At 71.9% G+C, this 20986-nt stretch carries 17 protein-coding genes; 9 read left to right on the plus strand and 8 right to left on the minus strand.

Annotated elements, in window-relative coordinates; translation table 11 throughout:
* Window positions 1-22 precede the first annotated feature (22 nt).
* From gadC to IE250_RS03750, 5 genes are read left to right on the plus strand one after another with little or no spacing between them, the layout of a single operon-like run.
* Complete coding sequence (gene gadC, locus IE250_RS03730) at window positions 23-1480, plus strand: glutamate/gamma-aminobutyrate antiporter GadC (protein WP_229872107.1); 1458 nt, start codon at window positions 23-25, stop codon at window positions 1478-1480.
* Window positions 1477-1926 carry a hypothetical protein gene (locus IE250_RS03735; protein ID WP_189667885.1) on the plus strand — a complete coding sequence of 150 codons (450 nt, stop codon included), beginning with the start codon at window positions 1477-1479 and terminating at the stop codon, window positions 1924-1926. The genes gadC and IE250_RS03735 overlap by 4 nt, the downstream gene beginning before the upstream one ends.
* Window positions 1923-3290 carry a dipeptidase gene (locus IE250_RS03740; RefSeq protein ID WP_189667886.1) on the plus strand — a complete coding sequence of 456 codons (1368 nt, stop codon included), beginning with the start codon at window positions 1923-1925 and terminating at the stop codon, window positions 3288-3290. Before IE250_RS03735 ends, IE250_RS03740 begins: the two co-directional genes overlap by 4 nt.
* Window positions 3287-6061: a cation-translocating P-type ATPase gene (locus tag IE250_RS03745; RefSeq protein WP_189667887.1), complete on the plus strand. Its 2775-nt coding sequence runs from the start codon at window positions 3287-3289 to the stop codon at window positions 6059-6061. Before IE250_RS03740 ends, IE250_RS03745 begins: the two co-directional genes overlap by 4 nt.
* Window positions 6062-6068: 7 nt before the next feature.
* Window positions 6069-6935, plus strand: a complete 867-nt coding sequence (locus IE250_RS03750; protein WP_189667888.1) for an SDR family NAD(P)-dependent oxidoreductase — start codon at window positions 6069-6071, stop codon at window positions 6933-6935.
* Here the strand turns inward: IE250_RS03750 and IE250_RS03755 are convergent.
* Both IE250_RS03755 and IE250_RS03760 read right to left on the minus strand, forming a co-directional pair.
* Entirely contained in the window at window positions 6930-7967 is a 1038-nt protein-coding gene (locus IE250_RS03755; RefSeq protein WP_189667889.1) for a ribokinase, read from the minus strand. The genes IE250_RS03750 and IE250_RS03755 overlap by 6 nt on opposite strands.
* A gap of 3 nt (window positions 7968-7970) precedes the next feature.
* Window positions 7971-9359 carry an ADP-ribosylglycohydrolase family protein gene (locus IE250_RS03760; protein WP_189667890.1) on the minus strand — a complete coding sequence of 463 codons (1389 nt, stop codon included), beginning with the start codon at window positions 9357-9359 and terminating at the stop codon, window positions 7971-7973.
* A 396-nt stretch (window positions 9360-9755) separates the two neighbouring features.
* Between IE250_RS03760 and IE250_RS03765 the strand changes: the two genes are divergently transcribed.
* Window positions 9756-10727 carry an NAD(P)-dependent alcohol dehydrogenase gene (locus IE250_RS03765; protein WP_189667891.1) on the plus strand — a complete coding sequence of 324 codons (972 nt, stop codon included), beginning with the start codon at window positions 9756-9758 and terminating at the stop codon, window positions 10725-10727.
* Window positions 10728-10748: 21 nt separating this feature from the next.
* Here the strand turns inward: IE250_RS03765 and IE250_RS03770 are convergent, their stop codons facing one another.
* Window positions 10749-11510 carry a class I SAM-dependent methyltransferase gene (locus tag IE250_RS03770; protein ID WP_189667892.1) on the minus strand — a complete coding sequence of 254 codons (762 nt, stop codon included), beginning with the start codon at window positions 11508-11510 and terminating at the stop codon, window positions 10749-10751.
* Window positions 11511-11555: 45 nt separating this feature from the next.
* Between IE250_RS03770 and IE250_RS03775 the strand changes: the two genes are divergently transcribed.
* Window positions 11556-12347: a glycoside hydrolase family 16 protein gene (locus IE250_RS03775; protein WP_189667893.1), complete on the plus strand. Its 792-nt coding sequence runs from the start codon at window positions 11556-11558 to the stop codon at window positions 12345-12347.
* Between the two features lie 6 nt (window positions 12348-12353).
* Here the strand turns inward: IE250_RS03775 and IE250_RS03780 are convergent, their stop codons facing one another.
* Window positions 12354-13016 (minus strand): NADPH-dependent F420 reductase, encoded by a 663-nt coding sequence (locus tag IE250_RS03780; RefSeq protein WP_268247778.1) that lies wholly within the window; start codon window positions 13014-13016, stop codon window positions 12354-12356.
* Between the two features lie 62 nt (window positions 13017-13078).
* On the opposite strand from IE250_RS03780, the gene IE250_RS03785 reads away from it, so the two are divergent.
* The gene (locus tag IE250_RS03785) at window positions 13079-13696 is read left to right on the plus strand and encodes a TetR/AcrR family transcriptional regulator (RefSeq protein ID WP_189667895.1); all 618 of its coding nucleotides are present in this window, start codon (window positions 13079-13081) and stop codon (window positions 13694-13696) included.
* On the opposite strand, the gene IE250_RS03790 is transcribed toward IE250_RS03785, so the two are convergent.
* From IE250_RS03790 to IE250_RS03800, 3 genes are all read right to left on the minus strand, one after another.
* A complete protein-coding gene (locus IE250_RS03790; RefSeq protein WP_189667896.1) occupies window positions 13697-14845 on the minus strand; it encodes a Gfo/Idh/MocA family protein in 1149 nt (382 codons plus the stop codon). It lies immediately after the preceding gene.
* A complete protein-coding gene (locus IE250_RS03795; RefSeq protein WP_189667897.1) occupies window positions 14842-15579 on the minus strand; it encodes a sugar phosphate isomerase/epimerase family protein in 738 nt (245 codons plus the stop codon). The genes IE250_RS03790 and IE250_RS03795 overlap by 4 nt, the downstream gene beginning before the upstream one ends.
* A 205-nt stretch (window positions 15580-15784) precedes the next feature.
* Window positions 15785-16501: a hypothetical protein gene (locus IE250_RS03800; RefSeq protein WP_189667898.1), complete on the minus strand. Its 717-nt coding sequence runs from the start codon at window positions 16499-16501 to the stop codon at window positions 15785-15787.
* A 260-nt stretch (window positions 16502-16761) separates the two neighbouring features.
* Between IE250_RS03800 and IE250_RS03805 the strand changes: the two genes are divergently transcribed.
* Window positions 16762-18537, plus strand: coding sequence for an HNH endonuclease signature motif containing protein (locus IE250_RS03805; protein ID WP_229872108.1), 1776 nt, complete (start codon window positions 16762-16764; stop codon window positions 18535-18537).
* Between the two features lie 321 nt (window positions 18538-18858).
* On the opposite strand, the gene IE250_RS03810 is transcribed toward IE250_RS03805, so the two are convergent.
* The gene (locus tag IE250_RS03810) at window positions 18859-20952 is read right to left on the minus strand and encodes an alpha-galactosidase (protein WP_189667899.1); all 2094 of its coding nucleotides are present in this window, start codon (window positions 20950-20952) and stop codon (window positions 18859-18861) included.
* Window positions 20953-20986: the final 34 nt, after the last annotated feature.

A 20986-nucleotide genomic window follows, 5' to 3' on the forward strand; every position in this document is an offset into this window, starting at 1 on the left:
CTGTCCGAGACGGAGGCAGGTCATGAATGCGATGGACGCTTCTCGACCGCCCGCGGCCGCGGCGCGGGCAAAGGTACCGGCGACAGCGTGGATCTCCTGGATCGCGCTCGCCATGATGACCACGAGCTCGGTGGCGAGCCTGCGGGCCGCGCCGACCATGGCGGTCTACGGGCTGGCGTGCGTGTTCCTCTACCTCGTGCCGGCCGTCGTGTTCCTGCTGCCCACGTCGCTCGTCTCGGCCGAGCTCGCCTCGGGCTGGAAGGGCGGCGTGTACAACTGGGTCGCGCGCGGCGTCTCCAAGCCGATGGGCTTTCTCGCCGTGTGGTGCCAGTTCGCGATGACGATCTTCTACTACCCGAGCCTGCTCGGCTTCGTCGCGAGCACGCTCGCCTACGTCATCAACCCGGAGCTGGCGAGCAGCGGCGTGTGGACCGCGTGCGTCATCATCGTCGTCTACTGGAGCGGCGTCTGGGTCTCCTCGCGCGGGACCAAGGGTGTCGCCGGCCTCGCGAGCGGGGGCCTGATCATCGGCACCCTGATCCCCGGCGTCGTGCTCGTGCTGCTCGGCACCTTGTTCCTCGGCCAGGGCAACGAGTCGGCGGCACCGATGACGGCCGAGAACATCTTCCCGGTGTGGGCAGGGCTCGCCAGCCTCGTACTCATCGTGAACAACTTCCTTTCCTACTCCGGCATGGAGATGAACGCGGTGCACGTCTCGTCGCTGAAGAACCCGGCGAAGGAGTTCCCGAAGGCGATGTTCCTGGCCATGGGAATGGTGCTGCTGATCTTCATCCTGCCCGCGCTGGCGATCAGCTGGGTGGTACCCGCGGAGGAGCTGTCGCTCACCGCGGGCGTGATGCAGGCCTTCGACGCGGTCTTCGCCAACTTCGGAGCGCAGTGGCTCACCCCGATCGTCGGGGTCATGCTGGTGGCCGCCTCGCTCGGCGGCATGCTCACCTGGCTGGCCGGCCCGTCGAAGGGCCTGCTGCTGATCTCCCGTCAGGAGGGCTACCTGCCACCGTTCCTGCAGCGGCTCAACAAGAACGGCGTGCAGCAGAACATCCTGGTCGTCCAGGGCATCATCACGACAGTGATCGGCCTGATGTACGCGTTGATCCCCGACGTCTCGAGCGCCTACTGGATCTTCTCGGTCATCACGACGCAGGTGTACCTGATCATGTACCTGCTCATGTTCGTCGCAGCCATCGGGCTGCGGCGCAAGTACCCTGACCATCCGCGCGGCTTCCACGCACCGCTCCTGGGCACGCTCTGTGTCGTCGGCTTCGTCGCATCGCTCGCGGCCCTGCTCGTCGGATTCGTCCCGCCGTCCCAGTTCGGCGGTGGCAACGCCGGCATCTACTTCGTCATCGTCGGTGGCGGCGCTCTGGGCCTGGGGCTCCTGGTCCCGTACCTCTTCTATCGCCTGCGCAAGCCCTCGTGGAGGCAAGAAGCGACAACCGAGGGGGTGAGCCCGTCATGAGCACCGTCGACGAGACGCAGCCCCGAAGCGAGCGCTGGATCCTGTACCTGGTGGTGGGCATAGCAATCGGCGCCATGATCGTGCTCGCCCTGGTCTTCCACCGTGCAGCCGACCAGACCCGGGAGGCCGAGGCGAAGGCTGACGAGCTGATCCAGGCGCTCGTCGACGCGGGCGCCACAGCCACACTGTCGCAGGAACAGATCGTCGCAGTGCTCGGCGAGGACGGCGGAGCGACGTGCGCCAACCCGAACGACGCCCTGAGCAGGTCGACGCTGAATGCGCAGCTCACCAACGGCGCCGCCGGGCCCGGCGCGCGCCCCGTCATCTCGGACCGTGACATCCTGCGGGGGCAGCTCCTGATCATCGAGATCTACTGCCCGGACGAGCTGCCGGAGTTCGAGGAGTTCGTGGCAGGCCTTGAGACGGACGAGGTGGCCGGCTCATGACGACGCAGCTCCGCGCCCTTGTCGAGAAGGAGATGCCGCGGGTGCGGGACGAGCTGGCCGAGCTCGTCGCCTTCCGCTCGGTCGCGGACCCCCGGCAGTTCCCGCCCGAGGAGTGCGAACGCGCCGCACGCTGGGTGCTGACCCGTTTCGCCGACGTCGGCTTCGAGGACGCGCACCTCGAGCGTACGGCGGACGGCAGCATGGCGGTCGTCGGGTCGAGGTCATCCCCCCACCCTGCCTCGCCGACCGTGCTGCTCTACGCGCACTACGACGTACAGCCACCGCTGGACGAGTCGGCCTGGCGCACACCGCCGTTCGAGCTGACGGAGGCTGACGGCAGGTGGTACGGCCGCGGCAGCGCGGACTGCAAGGGCAACATCGTCATGCTCCTGGCCGCTCTTCGGGCGCTCGCCGAGGTGCCGGTACACCTGAAGCTGGTCGTGGAGGGCTCGGAGGAGCAGGGCACCGGCGGCCTCGAGGCGTTCGTGCCGGAGCACGCCGACCTCCTGCGCGCCGACGCCGTCCTCGTGTGCGACACGGGGAACGCCGCCGTCGGGCACCCCGCCGCAACTGTCAGCCTGCGCGGGATGGTCAACGCGGTGCTGACGCTCCAGGCCCTCGGCTCGGAAGTCCACTCCGGCATGTTCGGGGGCCCCGCCCCTGACGCGCTTGCCGCACTGGTGGCGGTGCTGGCGACTCTGCGGGACGAGCATGGGAACACCACGATCGCGGGGCTCGACAACAGCGGGACCTGGTCAGGCGAGGCCTATCCACCCGACCAGTTCCGCTGGGACGCCACCGTGATCGAGGGTGTCTCGCTGCTCGGCGACGGCAGCGTCGCGGACATGCTCTGGGCACGGCCCGCTCTCACGATACTGGGCATCGACTGCCCGCCGGTGGTGGGCTCGGCATCCGCGGTCACCCCGCGCGCCTCGGCCCGGCTGAACCTGAGGGTCCCGCCGGGCACGACCGCCCACAAGGCCCGGCAGGCGTTGGAGAGCCACCTGCGCGCCGCAGCCCCCTGGGGCGTCGCCGTCCAGGTCACGCTCGAGGCCGAGGGCGAGCCCTTCCGCGCCTCGGTCGACGGACCCGCGTTCCAGGCCCTTGCCGCGGCCCTCGAGGAGGCCTACAGAAGACCGATGACGAAGCTCGGCCAAGGTGGGTCGATCCCGCTGTGCAACGTCTTCGCCGACACCTACCCCGGCGCCGAGATCATCCTCGTCGGCGTGGAGGAACCGCTCGCGGCGATCCACGCCCCCAACGAAAGTGTCGACCCCGGCGAGATCGCGAACATGGCAATCGGCACGGCCCGGTTCCTGCAGCGCTACGGCGAGGCCGCCGAAACCAGGACGGCACCGGCGTGACGAAGGCAAGCGTCCCGCGGACGGCCGAGGCGGCCGCGGCCAACCCGGCGTCCGAACCCGCACGCGAGGTCGCGGAGCGGCTCTACGTCGACGTGGCCCAGGGGCTGCCGGCCGCCGAGGCGCGCCGCCGGCTGGAGTCCTACGGGGCGAACCGGCTGGTCGCGGCCAAGAAGGAGGCGCCGCTGCAGGCGTTCCTGCGGCAGTACCGCGACTTCATGCAGATCGTCCTGCTCGTCGCGGCAGTGGTGAACCTCCTGATCACCGGCGACGTCGGCACCTCGCTGGTGCTCGCCGGCCTGACCCTGTTCAACGCGGTCATCGGCCTGCGCCAGGAGGCCAAGGCCGAGGAGAGCGTCGCCGCGCTGGCAAAGATGATGCAGACGGTCGCCCGGGTACGCCGCGACGGCCAGGCGATCGAGGTCGACGCCGAAGAGCTGGTGCCGGGCGACGTCGTGCTCGTCGAGGCAGGCAACCGCGTACCGGCCGACTGCCGGATCACGCTGGCCGCCGCCCTGGAGATCGAGGAGGCTGCCCTCACCGGCGAGAGCCTCCCGGTGGGGAAGTCGACCGACCCGGTCCCGGGCCACGACGTGCCGCTGGGCGACCGGACCTGCATGGCCTACATGAACACCTCGGTCACCCGAGGACGGGGCGAGATGGTGGTCACCGCGACAGGCATGGGCACCGAGATCGGCCACATCGCCGGCCTGCTGGCCAGCACCGAGGCGGACAAGACACCGTTGCAGAAGCAGCTGGACGGCCTGTCGAAGATCATCGCGTCCATCGCGGCCGTAGCGCTGGTCGTCGTGGTGGCCCTCGGCCTTGCGCGGGGCGAAGCTTTCGAAACCTTGTTCATCACCGGCGTGGCGCTCGCGGTAGCCGCGATCCCGACCGGCCTGCCCGCCGTCGTCACCGCCCTGCTGTCCATGGGGACCCGCGACATCGCGCGCCGCAACGCGATAGTCAAGCGGCTGCCGGCCGTGGAGACGCTCGGCTCGACGTCGGCGATCTGCTCCGACAAGACCGGCACCCTGACGCTGAACAAGATGACCGCCCGGGAGCTGGCGATTCCCGGCCACGGCGTGTTCACCGTCTCGGGCGAGGGCTACGGCACCGCCGGCGAGATCAAGCACGTCGGCGGTTCACGCGTCGACCTGGACCCGTACCTGTTGCCGATGGTCCTGTGCGCGGACGCCGTCCTCGACGGGGAGAGCCTGGTCGGCGACCCCACCGAGGGGGCGCTGATCGTGCTCGGAGCCAAGGGCGGGCTGGACGTCGACGTCACGCGAGGCAGCTTCCCGCGCATCGCAGAGGTGCCGTTCGACTCCGAGTACAAGTTCATGGCGACCTTCCACGAGATGACCGACCGCGACGGGCGCGCCGTGGTGCGGTGCTACGTCAAGGGCGCACCTGACGTGCTGATCTCGCGCGGCGCAAGCTATCGGGCGCCGGACGGCGGGCTCGTACCCGTCACCGAGGAGAACCGGCACCTGGCGCTCGAGGCGAACGACCGGATGGCGAAGTCCGGTGAGCGCGTCATGGTCCTCGCCCAGCGCGACGTCGACCACGCGACCTTCGCCGCTGTGCGATCGCGTGGCGGCGAAGACCTGATCGGCCTGGTCACCGACCTGACGCTGCTCGCGATGGTCGGCATCGTGGACCCGCCGCGCCCGGAGGCCAAGGCAGCGATCGCCGAGTGCCACTCAGCCGGGATCCGGGTGCGGATGATCACCGGTGACCACGCGACGACAGCGGCCGCGATCGCCGGCGAGCTCGGCATCGAGGGCGCGGCGCTGACAGGGGCACAGTTCGCGGCCATGGGCGACGATGCCGTGCTGGCACAGCTCGATCACATCGGGGTGATCGCGCGGGTTGCGCCCGAGGACAAGATCCGGCTCGTGCAGCTGCTCAAGCGCTCGGGCAACGTGGTGGCGATGACCGGCGACGGCGTGAACGACGCGCCCGCTCTCAAGGCCGCCGACATCGGGGTCGCGATGGGCATCACCGGCACCGAGGTCTCCAAGGAGGCCGCGGTGATGATCCTGACCGACGACAACTTCGCGACCATCGTCAACGCCGTCTCCTACGGCCGCACCCTCTACGACAACCTGGTGAAGTACCTCCGCTTCCAGATGTCGACCCTCGTCGCGTACATCGCCATCTTCCTGGCCGCGGGCACGCTGGGGATCGCCGGGGGTGTACCGCTGAACCCGCTGCAGATCCTGTGGCTCAACATGGTGATCGACATCCCCATCGCGATCGCCCTCGGCTTCGACCGGGCCACCAAGGGCCTGATGGAGCGGCCGCCGCGGCCGGTCGGGGCGCCCGTGCTGTCTCGGACCGACTGGATCCGGCTCTGCGTCCAGGGCGCGGTCATGACGGTGGGCGCCCTGGTGGCGTACCAGGTAGGCGCCGACCTGGGCGGGCCGGTGGTCGCGGCGACCATGCTGCTCACCACGTTGTCGATCTTCCACGTGGTCGCCGGCCTGCTGTCCCGCGACCAGCTCGGCACCATCTTCGACCGCGACGCAATACCCGGCAGGGCCCAGCTGCGCCGCTACGGCCTGGCTGTCCTGGCGATCGTCGCGGTCACCACCATCGACGTGCTCGAACGGATCTTCGCCACCACGGAGCTCGACGGCCGTCAGTGGGGTATCTGTATCGCGCTCGCGACGAGCCTCCTGGTGGTCGAGGAGCTCATCAAGCTCTTCCTCCGACGCCGCCGGACTGCTGCCCCCGAGTCGGACATCGGCTCTGCGAGGCGCGCATAATGGCTCGATGGATGGACGAGTGGCGCTCGTGACCGGCGCGACGGGTGGCCTCGGAAGGGCGGTCGCGACCGCCCTGGCGCGCGAAGGCGCGACCGTCGTCGTGGTCGGACGCTCAAGCTCGCGGGCGGAAGACGCGATGCGCGACATCCGCGCGGCTGCCCCGGCCGCGAGGCTCGAGCCGCTTGCGTGCGACCTCTCCGTCCAGGCATCGATCCGCTCGGCGGCGCGCGAGTTCCTCTCCCGCCACGACAAGCTCGACGTGCTCGTCAACGCCGCGGGCGTGTTCCGCAAGGAACGCCACGTGACCCCCGATGGGCTCGAGCTCACGTTCGCCACCAACGTGCTGGGGTACTTCCTGCTCACGAACCTGCTCCTGGACGCTCTCAAGCGGGCCGCGACCGACACGTCGAGGACCTCGCGGATCGTGAACATCGCGTCCAGGTACTCGTATGGCTGGTCGGTCACCAAGCTCGACTTCGACGACCTCCAGACCGCTCAGGGCAAGTACAGCTTCACGCGCTCGACGCCCCCGACGATGCTGGGCCGCGTTCTCTTCACGCAGGAGCTCGCGGAGCGACTCCGGGGGACGGGCGTGGTCGTGAACGCCGTGCACCCGGGCCTCGTCAAGCACACGGCCCTTCTCAACGACGTCGGCGGACCGTTCCGCTGGATGACGAACACGTTCGGCAGGTCCGCCGAGAAGGCCGCCGACACCGCGGTCTGGCTCGCGACCTCACCTGAGGCGGAGGCGGTCTCCGGCAAGCTGTGGGCCAACCGCAAGGAGCTGCCGACGCCCGGCATGGGCTCGGACCCGGACGCACGGAGACGGTTGTGGGACGAGTGCGCGCGCCTGTCCGGGCTCATGGGGTCATAGCGCCTCACTATGTTTCTCGGCCGGCACAGCCCCGGCCGGCACAGCCCTGGCCAGCGCGACGACGTCGGCAGCGGCCGGCACGGAGTCCTGCGCCCCAGGCCGGGTCACGGCGAGCGCCCCGGCGGCCCCCGCCAGCCGGGCGGAGTCGGAAAGGCCTGCACCGCCGGCGAGGGCCGCGGCCAGGACCCCGCAGTACGTGTCGCCCGCGCCGGTGGTGTCGACCACCGTGACCTGGGCGGCGGGCACGCGCACCGCCGGGACGCCGCGCCGAGCCACGAGGCTCCCCTTGCCGCCGAGCGTGACGACCACGGCGGGCACGCGCCCGAGCAGTGCGTCGGCGAGCCCCTGGGGCGTGACGGCGCCGGCCGCGGCGGCGGCCAGGATGGGCCAGCCCGCTCCCGGCGTCAGCTTGTCGGCCAGGCCCGTGACCAGGTCCGCGGCCTCGTGCTCGTTGACGACGAGTACGTCGACCTGATCCCACAGGTCGTCGGGCAGCTCGCAGGACGGCGCGGCGTTGAGCACGAAGAGCGCGCCCTCCCTACGCGCCCGGGCGGCGGCGACCACGACGTCGAGCGGGATCTCGAGCTGCGCCAGGACGACGTCGGCGGCGGCGATCCGTCCGGCCTGCGCCGCGCCGATCCGCACGCGCGAGTTGGCCCCGGGCGCGACGACTATCGTGTTCTCGCCGTCGGGCGACACGGTGATCAGCGCGGTGCCGCTGGGGGCGTCGACCCGCTCCACGACGTCGGTCCGGACCCCCGCCCCAGACAGGGACGCGAGCAGCAGCTGGGCGGACTCGTCCCGGCCGAGCGCGCCGACGAACGTGGTGTCGGCTCCCCCGGCGCGCGCCGCGCCGACCGCCTGGTTGGCGCCCTTTCCGCCCGGCGTCCGACGCAGGTCGCCGCCGAGGATCGTCTCGCCGCCCGCTGGATGACGTGGGACGTCGACGACGAGATCGACGTTGGCCGACCCGACGACCACCACCCGCCCGCCGTCGGTCAAGGTTCCATCGTTCTGGTGTCCGGCGCTCATGCCTCAGCCTCCCGTGACCGGCGCGGCCAGCGCCACTGTCCGCGCCGCGAGGTCATCGATGTGCTGCTCCCCGCCCGGAAGCGAGGTCGCGATCCGCCCGTCCAGCGGAGCGGTCCACTGCTCCCCGATGCCGTCGGCGCCGCGCAGCGCACCCACCACCGCACCGACGGTCGCGGCCGCCGAGTCGGTGTCCCACCCGGCCGTGACGGCGACCGAGACGCTGGGCCCGAACTCTCCCCGGCCCACGGTGAGCGCGAACGCGATGACCGCCGCGTTGTTCAGCACGTGCACCCAGTGCAGGTGCCCGTACTCGGCGTGGATCCGGTCCAGCCCGGCCCGCACGCCCGCCTCGCTGCCGTCGTTGTCCCGGCCCAGCGAGCGGCCGAGCCGCACGGCTGCGGCCAGCCGGCTCCCCGGCGGCACGACGGCGTCCGCGGCGTCGAGCACCTCCTCCACGCCGTCGCACACCGTCGCCGCCGCGCCGAGCGCCGCCGCCCACAGCGCGCCGTAGGTGCCGTTGCGGGTATGGCTGAGCCGGGCGTCGGACCAGGCCAGCCGGGCCGCCCCGCGGACGTCGCCGGGCGACACCCAGCCGAGCAGGTCGGTCCGGATGAGCGCGCCGATCCACTCGCGGAACGGGTTGTGGTGCGTCGCGGTCTCGGGCACCGGCCGACCGTCCAGGATGTTGCGGTACGCCACGCGCTCGGCCGTGAAGGTGCGGCCGGCGGGCAGGTCGTCCAGCCAGAGCTGCGCCACGTCGTCGGTGGTGAAGCCGCGGCCGTGCCGTTCGAGGAGTGCGAGCGCGAGGATCGGGTAGTTCAGGTCGTCGTCCTCCGGCATCCCGCTGATGTTCTCCTCCAGCGACGTCGGCGCCGACCGGCCGTTCCATGGCCAGCGCGCGGCGACGTCGTCGGGCAAGCCCACCGCGGTGAAGTACCGCCTCGGCGGCCACCGGCCGGTCGACCGGAGGATCTCCTCGATGCCCGCCCGCGGGATCATCTCCACGGGCTTGCCGAGCAGGCAGCCGGCCGCGCGCCCGGTCCAGGCGCCGTGCACGCGCGCGGCGTAGGCGGCGTCGGGGCCGCCGGGTCCGGAGGGCCGCCGGGGCAGGGTCGGGGCCGGCGGCAGCAGGGCGGCGATCTCGCCCCAGTCGTCCGGCTCCCTGGGGGCCGACGGCGCCGGCCGGGCGTCGAGCTCGTCCAGCAGCACCCGCGCCAGGGCGCGGAGCTCGGGCGACTCGGGGGCGGATCCGGCGCCGCTCACGGCGGGCGTCGGGTAGCCGCCTGCCGCTACCCAGCGGTCGCGGACGTCCGCTACGTCCTTGCCCTCGTCCGTCGCCTGCACGAGCTCGTGCGCGAGCAGGTCCTCCGGCTCCGCCCAGGCCAGCCTCACGTGCGCTCACCCGCCGTCGCCGCGCGCATCGCGGCACCGCAGCTGACGACATTGCCGACGCCGGCCTCGTGTGGTTCCACGTGTCCATAGTGCAGCGGGGCGACCAGCCATTTCTCGGCGAGGAACGCAGCAGCAGCGCCGTCGACCGGAGCTGGGGGCCGCGGGTCGCCCACAGGGGGCCGTCGGCAGGAGCAGCGCACAGTCGGCGAAGCCGAACAGCGACACCCCGACCAGCGCTCGCATCCCGGGTACGCGCATGATGGGCGGGTCCTGGTCGGGCGACGTCCGCCTCACACGAACTCACCCTACGGGCCGTCCGGGGCGGGGCGGCTTGTCGCCCACGGCCTGACCGTGTAGACCAGGCCACAGAGCGGCCGGCTACGACAGGAGATCGGGATGCGGGCAGTCGTCTACGACGAGTACGGGCCGCCGGACGTGCTGCGGGTCGAGGAGGTGCCGGTGCCGACACCCGGCCGGGACCAGGTGCTGGTCGAAGTGGTGGCGACGTCGGTCAACCTCTCCGACTGGGAGGGCCTGCACGGGTCGCCGGCCTACGCGCGGTTCGGCGGGCTGCGCAGGCCGGGCCGCAGGGTGCTGGGGTCAGACATCGCCGGCCGGGTCAAGGCTGTGGGGTCCGGAGTCACGCGGTTACGCCCGGGCGACGCGGTGTACGGCGACAATCTCTCGCTCATGGGCGGTTTCGCGCAGTACGCGGTGGCGCCCGAAGCCGCCCTCGCGCACAAGCCGGCGGCCCTGACGTTCGCCGAGGCGTCGACACTGCCGCAGGCCGGGCCGATCGCGATCCAGGGCACCGCGGCCGCAGGCCCAGGACGCAGGGTGCTGATCAACGGCGCGGGCGGCGGTTCGGGATCCTTCGCGATCCAGCTGGCCAAGCGGGCGGGGGCCCACGTGACGGGTGTGGACAACGCCGGCAAGCTCGACCACATGCGCCTCCTCGGCGCCGACCGTGTGCTCGACTATCGCACCGAGGACTTCACCAGGACCGGGCCCTACGACCTGATCCTCGACCTCGTCGCCCACCGCTCCGTCTTCGCCTACCGCCGCGCACTGGCCCGCGGCGGCCGGTACCTCTGCGTCGGCGGGCCCGTGCGGACCCTGCTGCAGATCCTTACCCTTGGCACCGTCGCCGGCCTGCTGACCGGTCGCCGGATCCAGGTCCTGCCCGTGCGCCTGGGCCCCAAGCACTTCGAGCCGCTGGCCGAGCTGTGCCTGGCCGGAACGGTCGACATCCACATCGACCGCACCTTCCCGCTCGACGAGGTGCCGCGTGCCCTGGCCTTCCACGGCGAGGGCCAGGCGCTCGGCAAGGTGGTCATCGACGTCGCGGGCCACGCGGGCGAGGCCTGAGCGGTCAGCCGCGGTCGGGGATCAGCGCTCGGGACGGCGCGCCACGGCCCAGCGGAAGGCGTTCATGAGCCGGTAGCTGCCGTCCGGCCTGCGGAACGGCGCGGCGGCCTGGCGCACGACGGGCGCGAGGTCCGCGATCGTCGAGGCGTCCTCGCCGAAGAGGATCCCGCGCACCAGGTCCGTGTCGCGACGGGCGGTCCACGGCACAGGCACGACTCCGTCGTCGAGCACGTCCCAGCCGGCGCCGCGCAGCGCGTCCGCGAGCCCGCCCTCGACGCGCAGCGGACCGTCCTCGGGCGGCTGCTCGTCGTCCACCGCCGCGAGTGCGCTGTTGATCACGTCCAGGTCGTTCCGCGCCCGCTCGGCCCACCCGGCGAGGCCGACGACGCCGCCCGGCGCCAGCACGCGGCCGGCCTCGGCCAGCGCGCGCTCCTGGTCCTCGGCGAACTGGAACGCGTTCACAGCGAGCAGCGCGTCGAAGGCGCCGTCGTCGAACGGCAGGTGCTCGAAGTCGCCTGCCCGCACATCGGCGCCGACGGCGCGCGCCCGGGCGAGCTCGACCATCCGGGACGCGGGGTCGACGCCGCTGGGCCAGGCGCCCAGCGCCTGGAGGTGTTCGAGCAGCTCCCCGGTGCCGCAGCCGACGTCGAGCACGCGCGCCCCGGTCCCGATCCGCGCGGCGCGCAGCAGAGGCTCCCACACGGGCCGGGCGAAGGCGCCCCAGTACCGGCCCCAGTCGTCGGCGACGCTGGACCAAGTGTCGTCCGGGGTCGGCGTCGGCATGCTGGGAGATTATCGGAACGGCCGTCCCGCCGTGAGACTTGCCACATGCACGACACTCAGGACAGCGGCTCGGCGCGCCGCAGCAAAGAGCTCGCCGACACGTTCGACGAGTCCACGCTCGATACCGAGCGGTGGGTGGCTCACTATCTGCCGCACTGGACCACGCCCGACCGGTCCGCGGCGAGGTACGACGTCGTTCGCAACGGCCTCCGGCTGCGGATAGACCACGACCAGCCGCCCTGGCGGCCCGAGGACGGCGAGATGCGGGTCTCGAACATCCAGACGGGTAGCTGGACCGGCCCCGTCGGCAGCGCGCGCGGCCAGCACCGGCACCGGCCGGACGGCCTGGTCGTCCGCACCGCGACACCGACCCGGCGGCTGTGGACGCCGTCGTCCGGCGAGGTGGAGGTGGTGGTGAGCGCCTCGCCTGACCCCACCTGCATGGTCGGGATCTGGCTCGTCGGTTTCGAGGAGAGCTCGCCGGAGGACTCCGGCGAGATCTGCCTGGCCGAGCTCTTCGGCGACAGGCTGGGGCCGGACGGCTCCACTGTCCGGCTCGGGATCAAGGCACACCATGACCCGCGCCTGGAGACCGACCTGGCCGACGTCCGGCTGCCGATCGACGCCACCACCCCGCACTCCTATGCGGCTCGGTGGGACGCGAGCGGCGTCCGCCTGTTCGTCGACGGCGCCGTCGTCCGGACGTCGGCCCAGGTCCTTGCCTATCCCTTGCAGCTCATGATCGACCTGTTCGAGTTCCCGGCGGGCCCGCGCAGCCTCAGCGACTACCCCAAGACCGCGGTGGTCCACTCCGTGGCGGGAACCACCGGCCCGTGAGCTGTCTCAGCCGATGACGCGCGGCGCCCGGGCCAGGTTCGCCCGGAGCTCCTCGGCGTTCTGGCGGGTCACGTAGGCGGGCCGGTCACGCTCGACGCGCCAGGACTCGCTGAGCGGGCCGGCGCTGACGGTGTCGAAGCCTGCCGCGTCGTAGAAACTGGTGACGAAGTCGATGGCCTCCGGGTAGTCGCTCGCCGTGGCCAGGGCGCGGCGGTTCTCCGTTCCCGCCGGCGAACCGTCGGTCGTGATGTGGGAGGCCACGATGTGGTTGAAGGCCTTGGCGACCTTCGAGGTGGGCAGGTGCTTCTGCAGCAGGCCGGAGGAGGTCTCCTCGCCGCGGTCCAGCGCCTCGATGTGGCCGTCGCGCTCCCAGTAGTAGTTGTTCGCGTCGAGCACGATCTTCCCGTCCAGCGGCTCGACCGGGATGTCGCGGTACGCCCGCAGCGGCACGGCCACCTGGACCACGTCCGCTGCCGCGGCGGCCTCCTCCGCCGTCGCCGCCCGGGCCTGCGGCCCCAGCTCCGCGATGAGGTCCGCGAGGGTCTCGGGACCGCGCGAGTTGGCGATCACGACCTCATAGCCCTGCGCGATCGCCGCGCGGGCGACGTGGCTGCCGATGTTTCCTGCTCCGATGATGCCGAGTGTGGTCATATGCGCGCCAACCCCCAAAACGGGCGCCGCATTCCGGCCGCACTCAGGTCGTACGTCACAGGCGTTCGTACGATGCGTCCATGACGAACGGCGATGCGGGACCCCACGAGCGGTCGTACCGGAAGGGCCCGGAGCGGCGCGCGCAGATCCTCCTCAGCGCCATGGAGCTGTTCGCCGAGCGTGGGGTCGGCGCCTCGCTACGCGCGATCGGCGAGGCGATCGGCGTCTCGCATGCCGCCCTGCGCTACTACTTCGCCAACCGCGACGAGCTCCTCGTAGAGGTCTACCGGACGCACGAGGCCAGGGTGCACAAGGCGCAGGCGCACGAGGGTTCGGCGGGCAGCGAGGTGTCGGCCGTGGCGATGATGGAGAACAGCGCCGAGCGGAACCGCTCGATCCCCGGCCTCGTCGAGCTGTACGCCACGCTGACGACCGACGCCCTGCAGGAGCAGCAGCACCCGGCGACGCGCGAGTTCGTGCAGGCGCGGTACCGGCGCGTGCGGGCGGACCTCGCGGAGCGGGTCCGGGCCGGGCAGCGCTCCGGCGCGATAGCGGCCGACGTCGACCCGGACGACGCCGCCGCGCTCGTCGTGGCCGCCTCCGACGGTCTGCAGCTGCAATGGCTGCTCGACCCCGACGCCGTCGACGTCCGCCGTTCGCTGGAGGTGCTGGAGCGGCTCCTGCCCGGCGCACGCTGACTACTCCACGGTCGCGACGGTCGGGTCCCACTCCTCCGGCAGCGGCTCGATCGGCCCCAGTGCGGAGGCGATCTCGACCGGCCGGCCGCCTGCGGCTGCGTCCCGGACTGCAAGCAGGATGTCCAGCACGTGCGCGGCGACCGCACCCGACGCGCGCTCGGTGCCGCCGTCGCGGATCGAACGCACGAGGTCGACCACGCCGGCGCCGCGACCGAAGTCGGGGCCTAGACCAGGGCCGACGGCAGGAAGCCTCGTCGGCTCGTCGAGCCCGTACCGCCACACGGTCGAGGCCCCTTCGAAGTCGTTCGGGTCGGGCAGGACGATGGTGCCCTCGGTGCCGTTGATCTCAACGAACCCGTTCCGGGGCAGCGCGTGCTGGAACGAGAACGTCGACTGCGCCGAGCGCCCCTCGCCGAACTCGATCAGCGCGGCGTGGTGCGTCGGCACCTGCACGTCGAACACCTCGCCGGCCCTCGGGCCGCTCCCGATCGTGCGGGTCGGGCGGGAGGTGGAGGCCACCGCCTGGACCCGGGTCGCGGAACCGAAGACGTGCACGAGCGTGGTCACGTAGTACGGGCCCATGTCGAACAGCGGGCCCGCGCCGAGCGCGAACAGGAAGTCGGGGCTCGGGTGCCACGACTCCGGGCCGGGCACGTGGAACATCGTGGTCGCGGTGAGCGGCTCCCCGATGTCGCCGCGCGTGATCGCCCGGAGCGCGGTCTGGATGCCCGAGCCCAGCACCGTGTCCGGGGCGCACGCGACGCGCAGGCCGCGCGCCTCGGCGTCCGCCAGCAGCGCTACCGCCGCCTCCCGGTCGAGGGCGAGGGGCTTTTCGCTCCACACGTGCTTGCCAGCGGCCAGGATCCGGTGCCCGACCTCGGCGTGCACCGCCGGGACGGTGAGGTTCACGACCACCTCGATGTCCTCGCGGGCCAACAGCTCGTCCACGCTGCCCGAGGCCGGCACCCCGTATGCCTCCGCCTGGGCGGCGGCGCGGGCCAGGTCGAGGTCCGCGACGAACCGGACGTCGACGTCGGGGAACCTGGTCAGGTTCTCCAGGTACTGGGTCGAGATGTTGCCGGCGCCGATGATGCCGACGCCGGCCGCCGCTGCTCGGTCCGTTGCGGCTCGGTTCGTCGCGGCCGTCATCGGTCGTTCTCCTTCAGCCAGGCCAGCGACTGCGCGATCCCCGCGAACACGTCCCCGGCGTACGCGTCGAACTCGATCACGCGGGTCGCCTGCGGTGCGGCGGCCAGGACCGCGCCCACGCCCACCTCACCCGATCCGGCCGGCTGCTGCTTGCTCACGTCGCCGTCGAGCGTGCCGTCCTTGACGTGGACGAGGCGCACGCGCTCGCCCAGCGCGGCGAGCAGCGCCGGGGTGTCGGCGCCGCCGACGCCGGTCCAGTAGGTGTCGACCTCCAGCACGACCTCGGGCGCCAGGTGCCCGACGAACACCTCCAGTGCGTGCTTGCCCTCGATGCGGGTGCTCAGCTCCCAGCTGTGGTTGTGGTACCCGAACTCGAGGCCGCGCTCGGTGGCCAGGGTCGCGAGCTTGTTCACGCGCTCGGCGAGCTCCGCCACCTGCTCCGCCGTCTGCCACTGCTCGGCGGCGACGAACGGGTCGATCACGATGGCCATCCCCAGAGCGGCGGCCGCGTCGAAGATCGCCTGGGGGTTGTCCGACGCCAGGACGGGCGCGTGGCCCGACGGCGCCGTCACGCCTGCCGCGGCGAACGCCCGCTCGTACTCCTCGGTGCGTTCGTGAAAGGCGTACGGCTCAACATGCTCGAGCCCGATCTGGGCCAGGCGCGCGATGGCGCCGTGCAGGTCTTCGGCAACCGCGTCTCGAACCGAGTAGAGCTGTACGGATGTCGTCGGCATGGGAACCCCTTCGTTCGGTACGTGTACGACGCGGCGTCCTGCACGGCTGCCACGTCGCAGCCACGCCCCCAGCGCCGCGCGACGATCGTACCCAGAAATTCTTACAGTGGAAGGTTTTGGGGTTCTCCAGGGCTCGATCCAGGACACGTGGTCGCTCCGCGGCGTTCTGAGCGTGCTGCTGGCTCGATGGGTGCGTGACCGCGAACTACGTCTGGCCGCCCATCGTCCTCGAGCCCGTGGAGGCGCTCGACCCCCTGATCAGCCGCACGCAGACGGTGATGACCCACACCCAGAACAGCCCGTAGGGCACGAACCAGAGTCCCTCGACGAACCAGAAGTAACGCGCGAGCACCAGGCCGATCCCGATGCCTATCGCGCTCCAGCCGGTCCAGCGTGGCTGGGCGCCCGTGCTGACGATGACCGATCCGGCCGTCAGGCTGAGGCTGGCCAAGGCGAGCCAGGAGTTGGCGAACCCGATGTTGCCGACGTCGAAGGCGTACGCGGCGAGCGTCTCGTCGATCTCGGTGCCCCGGTGGAACGCAGCGTCCCAGCTGGCGTCCAGCACACCGTACGCAGCAAGGAGGACGCCCGAGACGAGAGCGATGGTCGAACGCCACGCCGGCTGCCCCTCGGCGCGCTGTAGCAACAGCGCGAGTCCGACGACGAACCAGAGGAAGGCCAGGATGCCCAGGCTCGCGGTCGCCTCCGCCGCATCCACCCAGCCCGCGTCAGCGGCACGGAAGAACGTGGCGATGTCGGCGCCGGCCGCGTCGAGCGGCGGCTCGCCCAGCGAGCTGATCGCGATGATCGGGGTGAAGAGCACGACCACCGATACCAGGCCCGTGATTCCCGTCGCGCGTTCGAGGCGAGACCATCGCACAGCCTCGGCAGTCGTGTTGAGGCGTTCTCCGACAGGTTCCATCTGCACCACCCGCTTCCGTGCCTGACTCGATGCTCACGCCTCGCACAGGAAAGCGCCATGCATTCGGTAGGTGAATCTCTACGTGACCGTCCTTGCGTGCATCAGCTGGACACGGATCTGGGAGACGCGCCCTAACACACCGGGCACTTCGCGGATGGCAGAAAGACGCGCGGGGTTACGCTCGAGCGCATAGAATCGAACACACGTCCGCAGTTATGGCCCGATTGAGTAGTCTTATATCGAGTGAGGAGCTTGCTCATATGTGTGAAGCGCTGTCCGACGAAATCCCGGGCGAACGCGGCGTGCGCAACGGGCCTCTGCTGCGTCTCGTACCTGACGACCTGATGCCCTACGACGTCATGCCTGACCGTGCGCCGGACGAGGAGGCGGTGCCGTTCGGGGAGCGGGAACCGTCCGGCGGGCCGGACTGGCCGCCAGATGTTGTACCGGTGGTGCTGTGGCCGGTCGACCTGCTGCGGCAGGCGCTGAGCGGTGCGCCCGGGGCGCAGCTGGCCCGGGTCGTCGCCGACGCCGTTGACGTGGACGCCGGCCTGCTGGCCGACCTACCCGATGATGCCTTGGGCGACCTGTCAGTCGCGTGCCGCCGCATGCAGTCGTGGGCCGCGGGCATACAGGCGCGGGTCGTGGCCGAACGCGCGAGCCGTGAGTCCAGCCCGTTGGCGCACGCTTCGCTGGTGGGGCAAGTCACCGGCGAGCTCGCGGTGACCCAGACGGAGGGGTCCGAGGTGGTCGTCCGGGCGGAGTCGGGTGCGGACCATCCCACGGTGATCGCTGCGCTGACCCGCGGGCGGATCGACGTGAAGAAGGCACACACCCTGCTGCGCTCCGCCTCGCAGCTGACCCTGGCCGAACGTGCCGAGGCGATCGGCCGGTTCCTGCCTCAGGCCCCGACACGGACCTGGCGGTGGCTGCGAGCCCGGATGCTCGCCTTCGCCAAGGCCAGGCACGGGTCGGCCGAGACGGCACGGGCCGAGGCGCAGCGACGATGCGTGCAGCTGGACCGAGCGGAGAACGACATGGGGTGGGTCTCGGCCTACCTGCCGGCAGTCGACGCGGCAGCAGTATGGGGTGTCGTGGACGACATGGCTCACCAGCTACGCCGCACCGCGGGTGAGGACCGCGACCTGGGACAGCTACGCGCGGACTGCCTGACCGGAATCGTCACCGGCCGTCTGCTGCCGGCCGACCGGTTCACCGAGTCGGACGCCACGGGAGGCACGGACCCCGACGGCGATCCCGATGGCAGCGCCGACTGCGGCGCGAGCAGCGCCGGCGGCATCGCGAGCGACGACGCGGACGGCCCCGTCTGCACGTGTGGTGGCCGGGCTCCCGTCCAGGAGGTGACGGTCCGGGTGACGCCGACCCGGCCGGTCGTGCGGGTCACGGTCCCGGCCACTGCGCTCCTGGGTCTGGACGACGCTCCCGGTGAGCTGGCCGGGTTCGGGCCCATACCAGCCGACACCGCCCGGTTGATCGCTCAGGACGCGACCTGGCAGCGACTGGTCACCGACCCGGTCACCGGGGTGTTGGTCGACCACTCGACAACTACCTACAAGCCCGGCCGGGTGCTACGCGCGGCGGTCGAGGCCAGGGACGGCACCTGCATGTTCCTCACCTGCGACACCCCGGCCGAACGGTGCGACCTGGACCACGTCGAACCCTTCGACCACGAGAGCACGGGCACAGCCCAGACCCGCGCGCAGAATCTTCAACCCTTGTGCCGCCGTCACCACTTGCTCAAGACACACGCCGGCTGGGGCGTCGTCCGCGACCCCGTCACCGGTGTGACGACCTGGACCACCCCCACCGGCAGGAACCACATCCGGCCACCGACCGTCCTGGACACGCATGTCGGGATCGACCACATCGACCCCGACACGAGCCACCGCCTCACCCTCCGGGCTCTCACCGGCCAACGCCCGCCGCGCGGCCACCGGACAACCGAACGGGGCACAGCACCGGCCGGACCCACCGACCCGACCGACTCCGGCCACCACGATCAGCCGCCCTTCTGACCTGGGGCGCCCTTGCCGGCGTCAGCGCGACGCCCGGGCCTCCAACCACCAAGCCATCCGGCCGCCACCGTACCTGGCCCGACGGCAGGGGCGTGCGCCTCGACGTCCTCGGCCCCGACGATGGCACCGCCCGCTGCGCCGTTGTCGACGACCGACCGGGTCGACGTCGTGGACGGTGCCGACCGGCTCTCGCTCAGCTGGGGTGTCGAACCCGGACATGCTCGGGCGTGGCGAGCGAGGTCCATCGCCCGCCGTGCGCCAGGTCGGCGCGGACTGCCAGGGGCTGTCCGGCCCGACCGGGTCCAGGAGCTCCCGAGCCAGTCACACCCGGTCCAGGATCACGACGTCGCAGTCCCGCCAGGTCCACGCAACACCAAGCCCGTCGGTGCTCAGCTCCTTGCCGGTGAACGTGCTGGTCGGCACGTCGTCGTCACCGCGCACCCGGTACCTGGCCTCGGGGTCCAGGTCGCGCAGGTGCACTGTGAAGTCGCCGGCCGCGAACCCGTCCGCAGAGGGCCGCCGCCAGGCCAGCACGACCACCGTGCCTGCCCCGCCGCCCGAGTCCGGCCCTGTGTACTGCACGGCGCACGCCGCGTCTCCCGGCGCCCCGTGCCGCCGCATCCGCCCCGTGTGCACCACCGACCTGATCGAGCGGTACAGGTCCACAAAGGAACCCACCCGCTCCCGCGTCGCCGCGTCCCACGCCAGAAGATCGGCGCCGATGCCCAGCACCCCCGCCATCGCGACCACGAACCGGAACTCGAGGCTCGCCGGTTCGGTGTCGAGCCGGTCGGGCAGGTCGGTGACCCACGAGCTCATGGTCCACGCGGGCAGCACGCCCAGGAACCCGTGCTGGATCGCCAGACGGTCGCGCGGCCCGGTCTCGTCGCTGGGCCAGACGACGTCGGTCCGCGCGAGCACCGCGTGGTCGATCCGCCCGCCGCCGCCCGCGCACGCCTCGACCGTGACCCGTGGGAACTCGGCGCGCAGGGCGTCCAGGATCCGGTAGTAGGCCTGCGTGTGCCGCCAGGACCAGTCGTCGCCGCCGAGCACGCTCTGGCCGCCGTCGGCGATCGAGCGGTTCATGTCCCACTTGAGGTACGTGATGTCGGTGTCGCCCAACAGCCGGCGCAGCGTGCCGAGCACCCACTCCTCGACCTCCGGCCGGCCCAGGTTCAGCACGTACTGGTTGCGCAGGGTCTCCAGCGGACGGCCCGTCACCTGGTGCGCCCACTCGGGGTGCGCGCGGTACAGGTCGCTGTCGGGGCTCACGGCCTCCGGCTCGACCCACAGGCCGAACCGCATGCCGAGCTTGCGGACGCCGTCGGCGAGCGGCCCGAGCCCGCCCGGGATCCGGTTGAGGTCCGCCTCCCAGTCGCCCAGCGCAGCGCTGTCGCTCGTGCGCCCGCGGAACCAGCCGTCGTCGACGACGAAGACCTCGGCGCCCACCTCGGCGGCGACCTCCGCGAGCTTCAGCTGGTGCTCCACGCGGACGTCGAAGGTCGTGGCGAACCACGAGTTGTAGACCACCGGGCGGTGCGCGGGGCCGCGCGTGCGGGCCAGCGTCGCCTGGTACTGGTGCCAGGCCTGCGCCAGGTCGTCGGCGTCGCCGTCGACGCGCACTCCGGCCAGCGCCGGGGTGGTCAGCCCGGCGCCGGGCTGCAGGGTGAGGATGCCCGACTCGTCGTCGGGCCCGCCGGAGATCCGGACGTGGTCGGCGAACGGCGCGGCGTCCAGCGCCATCCGCCAGGAGCCGCTCCAGCCGAGCGCGACGCCGTACCGGGCACCGCCCCCCTCGCCCCGCGGCACCACCGTCACCACGGGCGCGTACGTGTGCGAGGTGATGCCCTGCCGGCTGCCGAGGCTCAGCGTCCCGGCGCTCAGCTCGGCGTCGAACCGCGTGAACTCGCGCGACCACGCGCCGCCGAGCAGCTCGACCGACGCCCCGTCCGACACGGGGACCGTGAACGCCCCGCCCCAGGCCCGGAGCAGCTCGATCGGCTGCGCCGAGCCGTTGTGCAGGTCGGCCCACTTCTCCACGACGTCGTGGGCCGGGTGGGTGCGCACGTGCAGGCGCACGCCCAGGCCGAGCACGTCGTCGGCCAGCGGGCAGACGAGGTGCGTCTCGCCGTCGTCGTCCCGGCTGACCGTGACCTCGCCGGACAGCACCAGGCGCGCGCCCCGCAGGCCGTCCGCGCGCCGGACCACCAGCTCGGCGCCGTGCACGTTGCGCGTACCGAGCGCCGTCGCCTCCAGCGGCAGCAGGTCAAGGTCGGCCTCGAACGACGACGTCGCCGCCGCCGACGGGCGCACCTGCTCGGCGTCGGGCCCCCAGCCGATCGCGACCAGCCCCGCCCCGCGCGGCGCCGGGCCCACGACGTACCGGCCCGAGCGGGTCGGCAGGATCCAGGTCACTTGTTGGCCCCCACGAGAAGTCCGGACACGAACT

Source organism: Promicromonospora soli, from assembly GCF_014653785.1.
GTDB classification, from domain to species: Bacteria; Actinomycetota; Actinomycetes; order Actinomycetales; family Cellulomonadaceae; genus Promicromonospora; species Promicromonospora soli.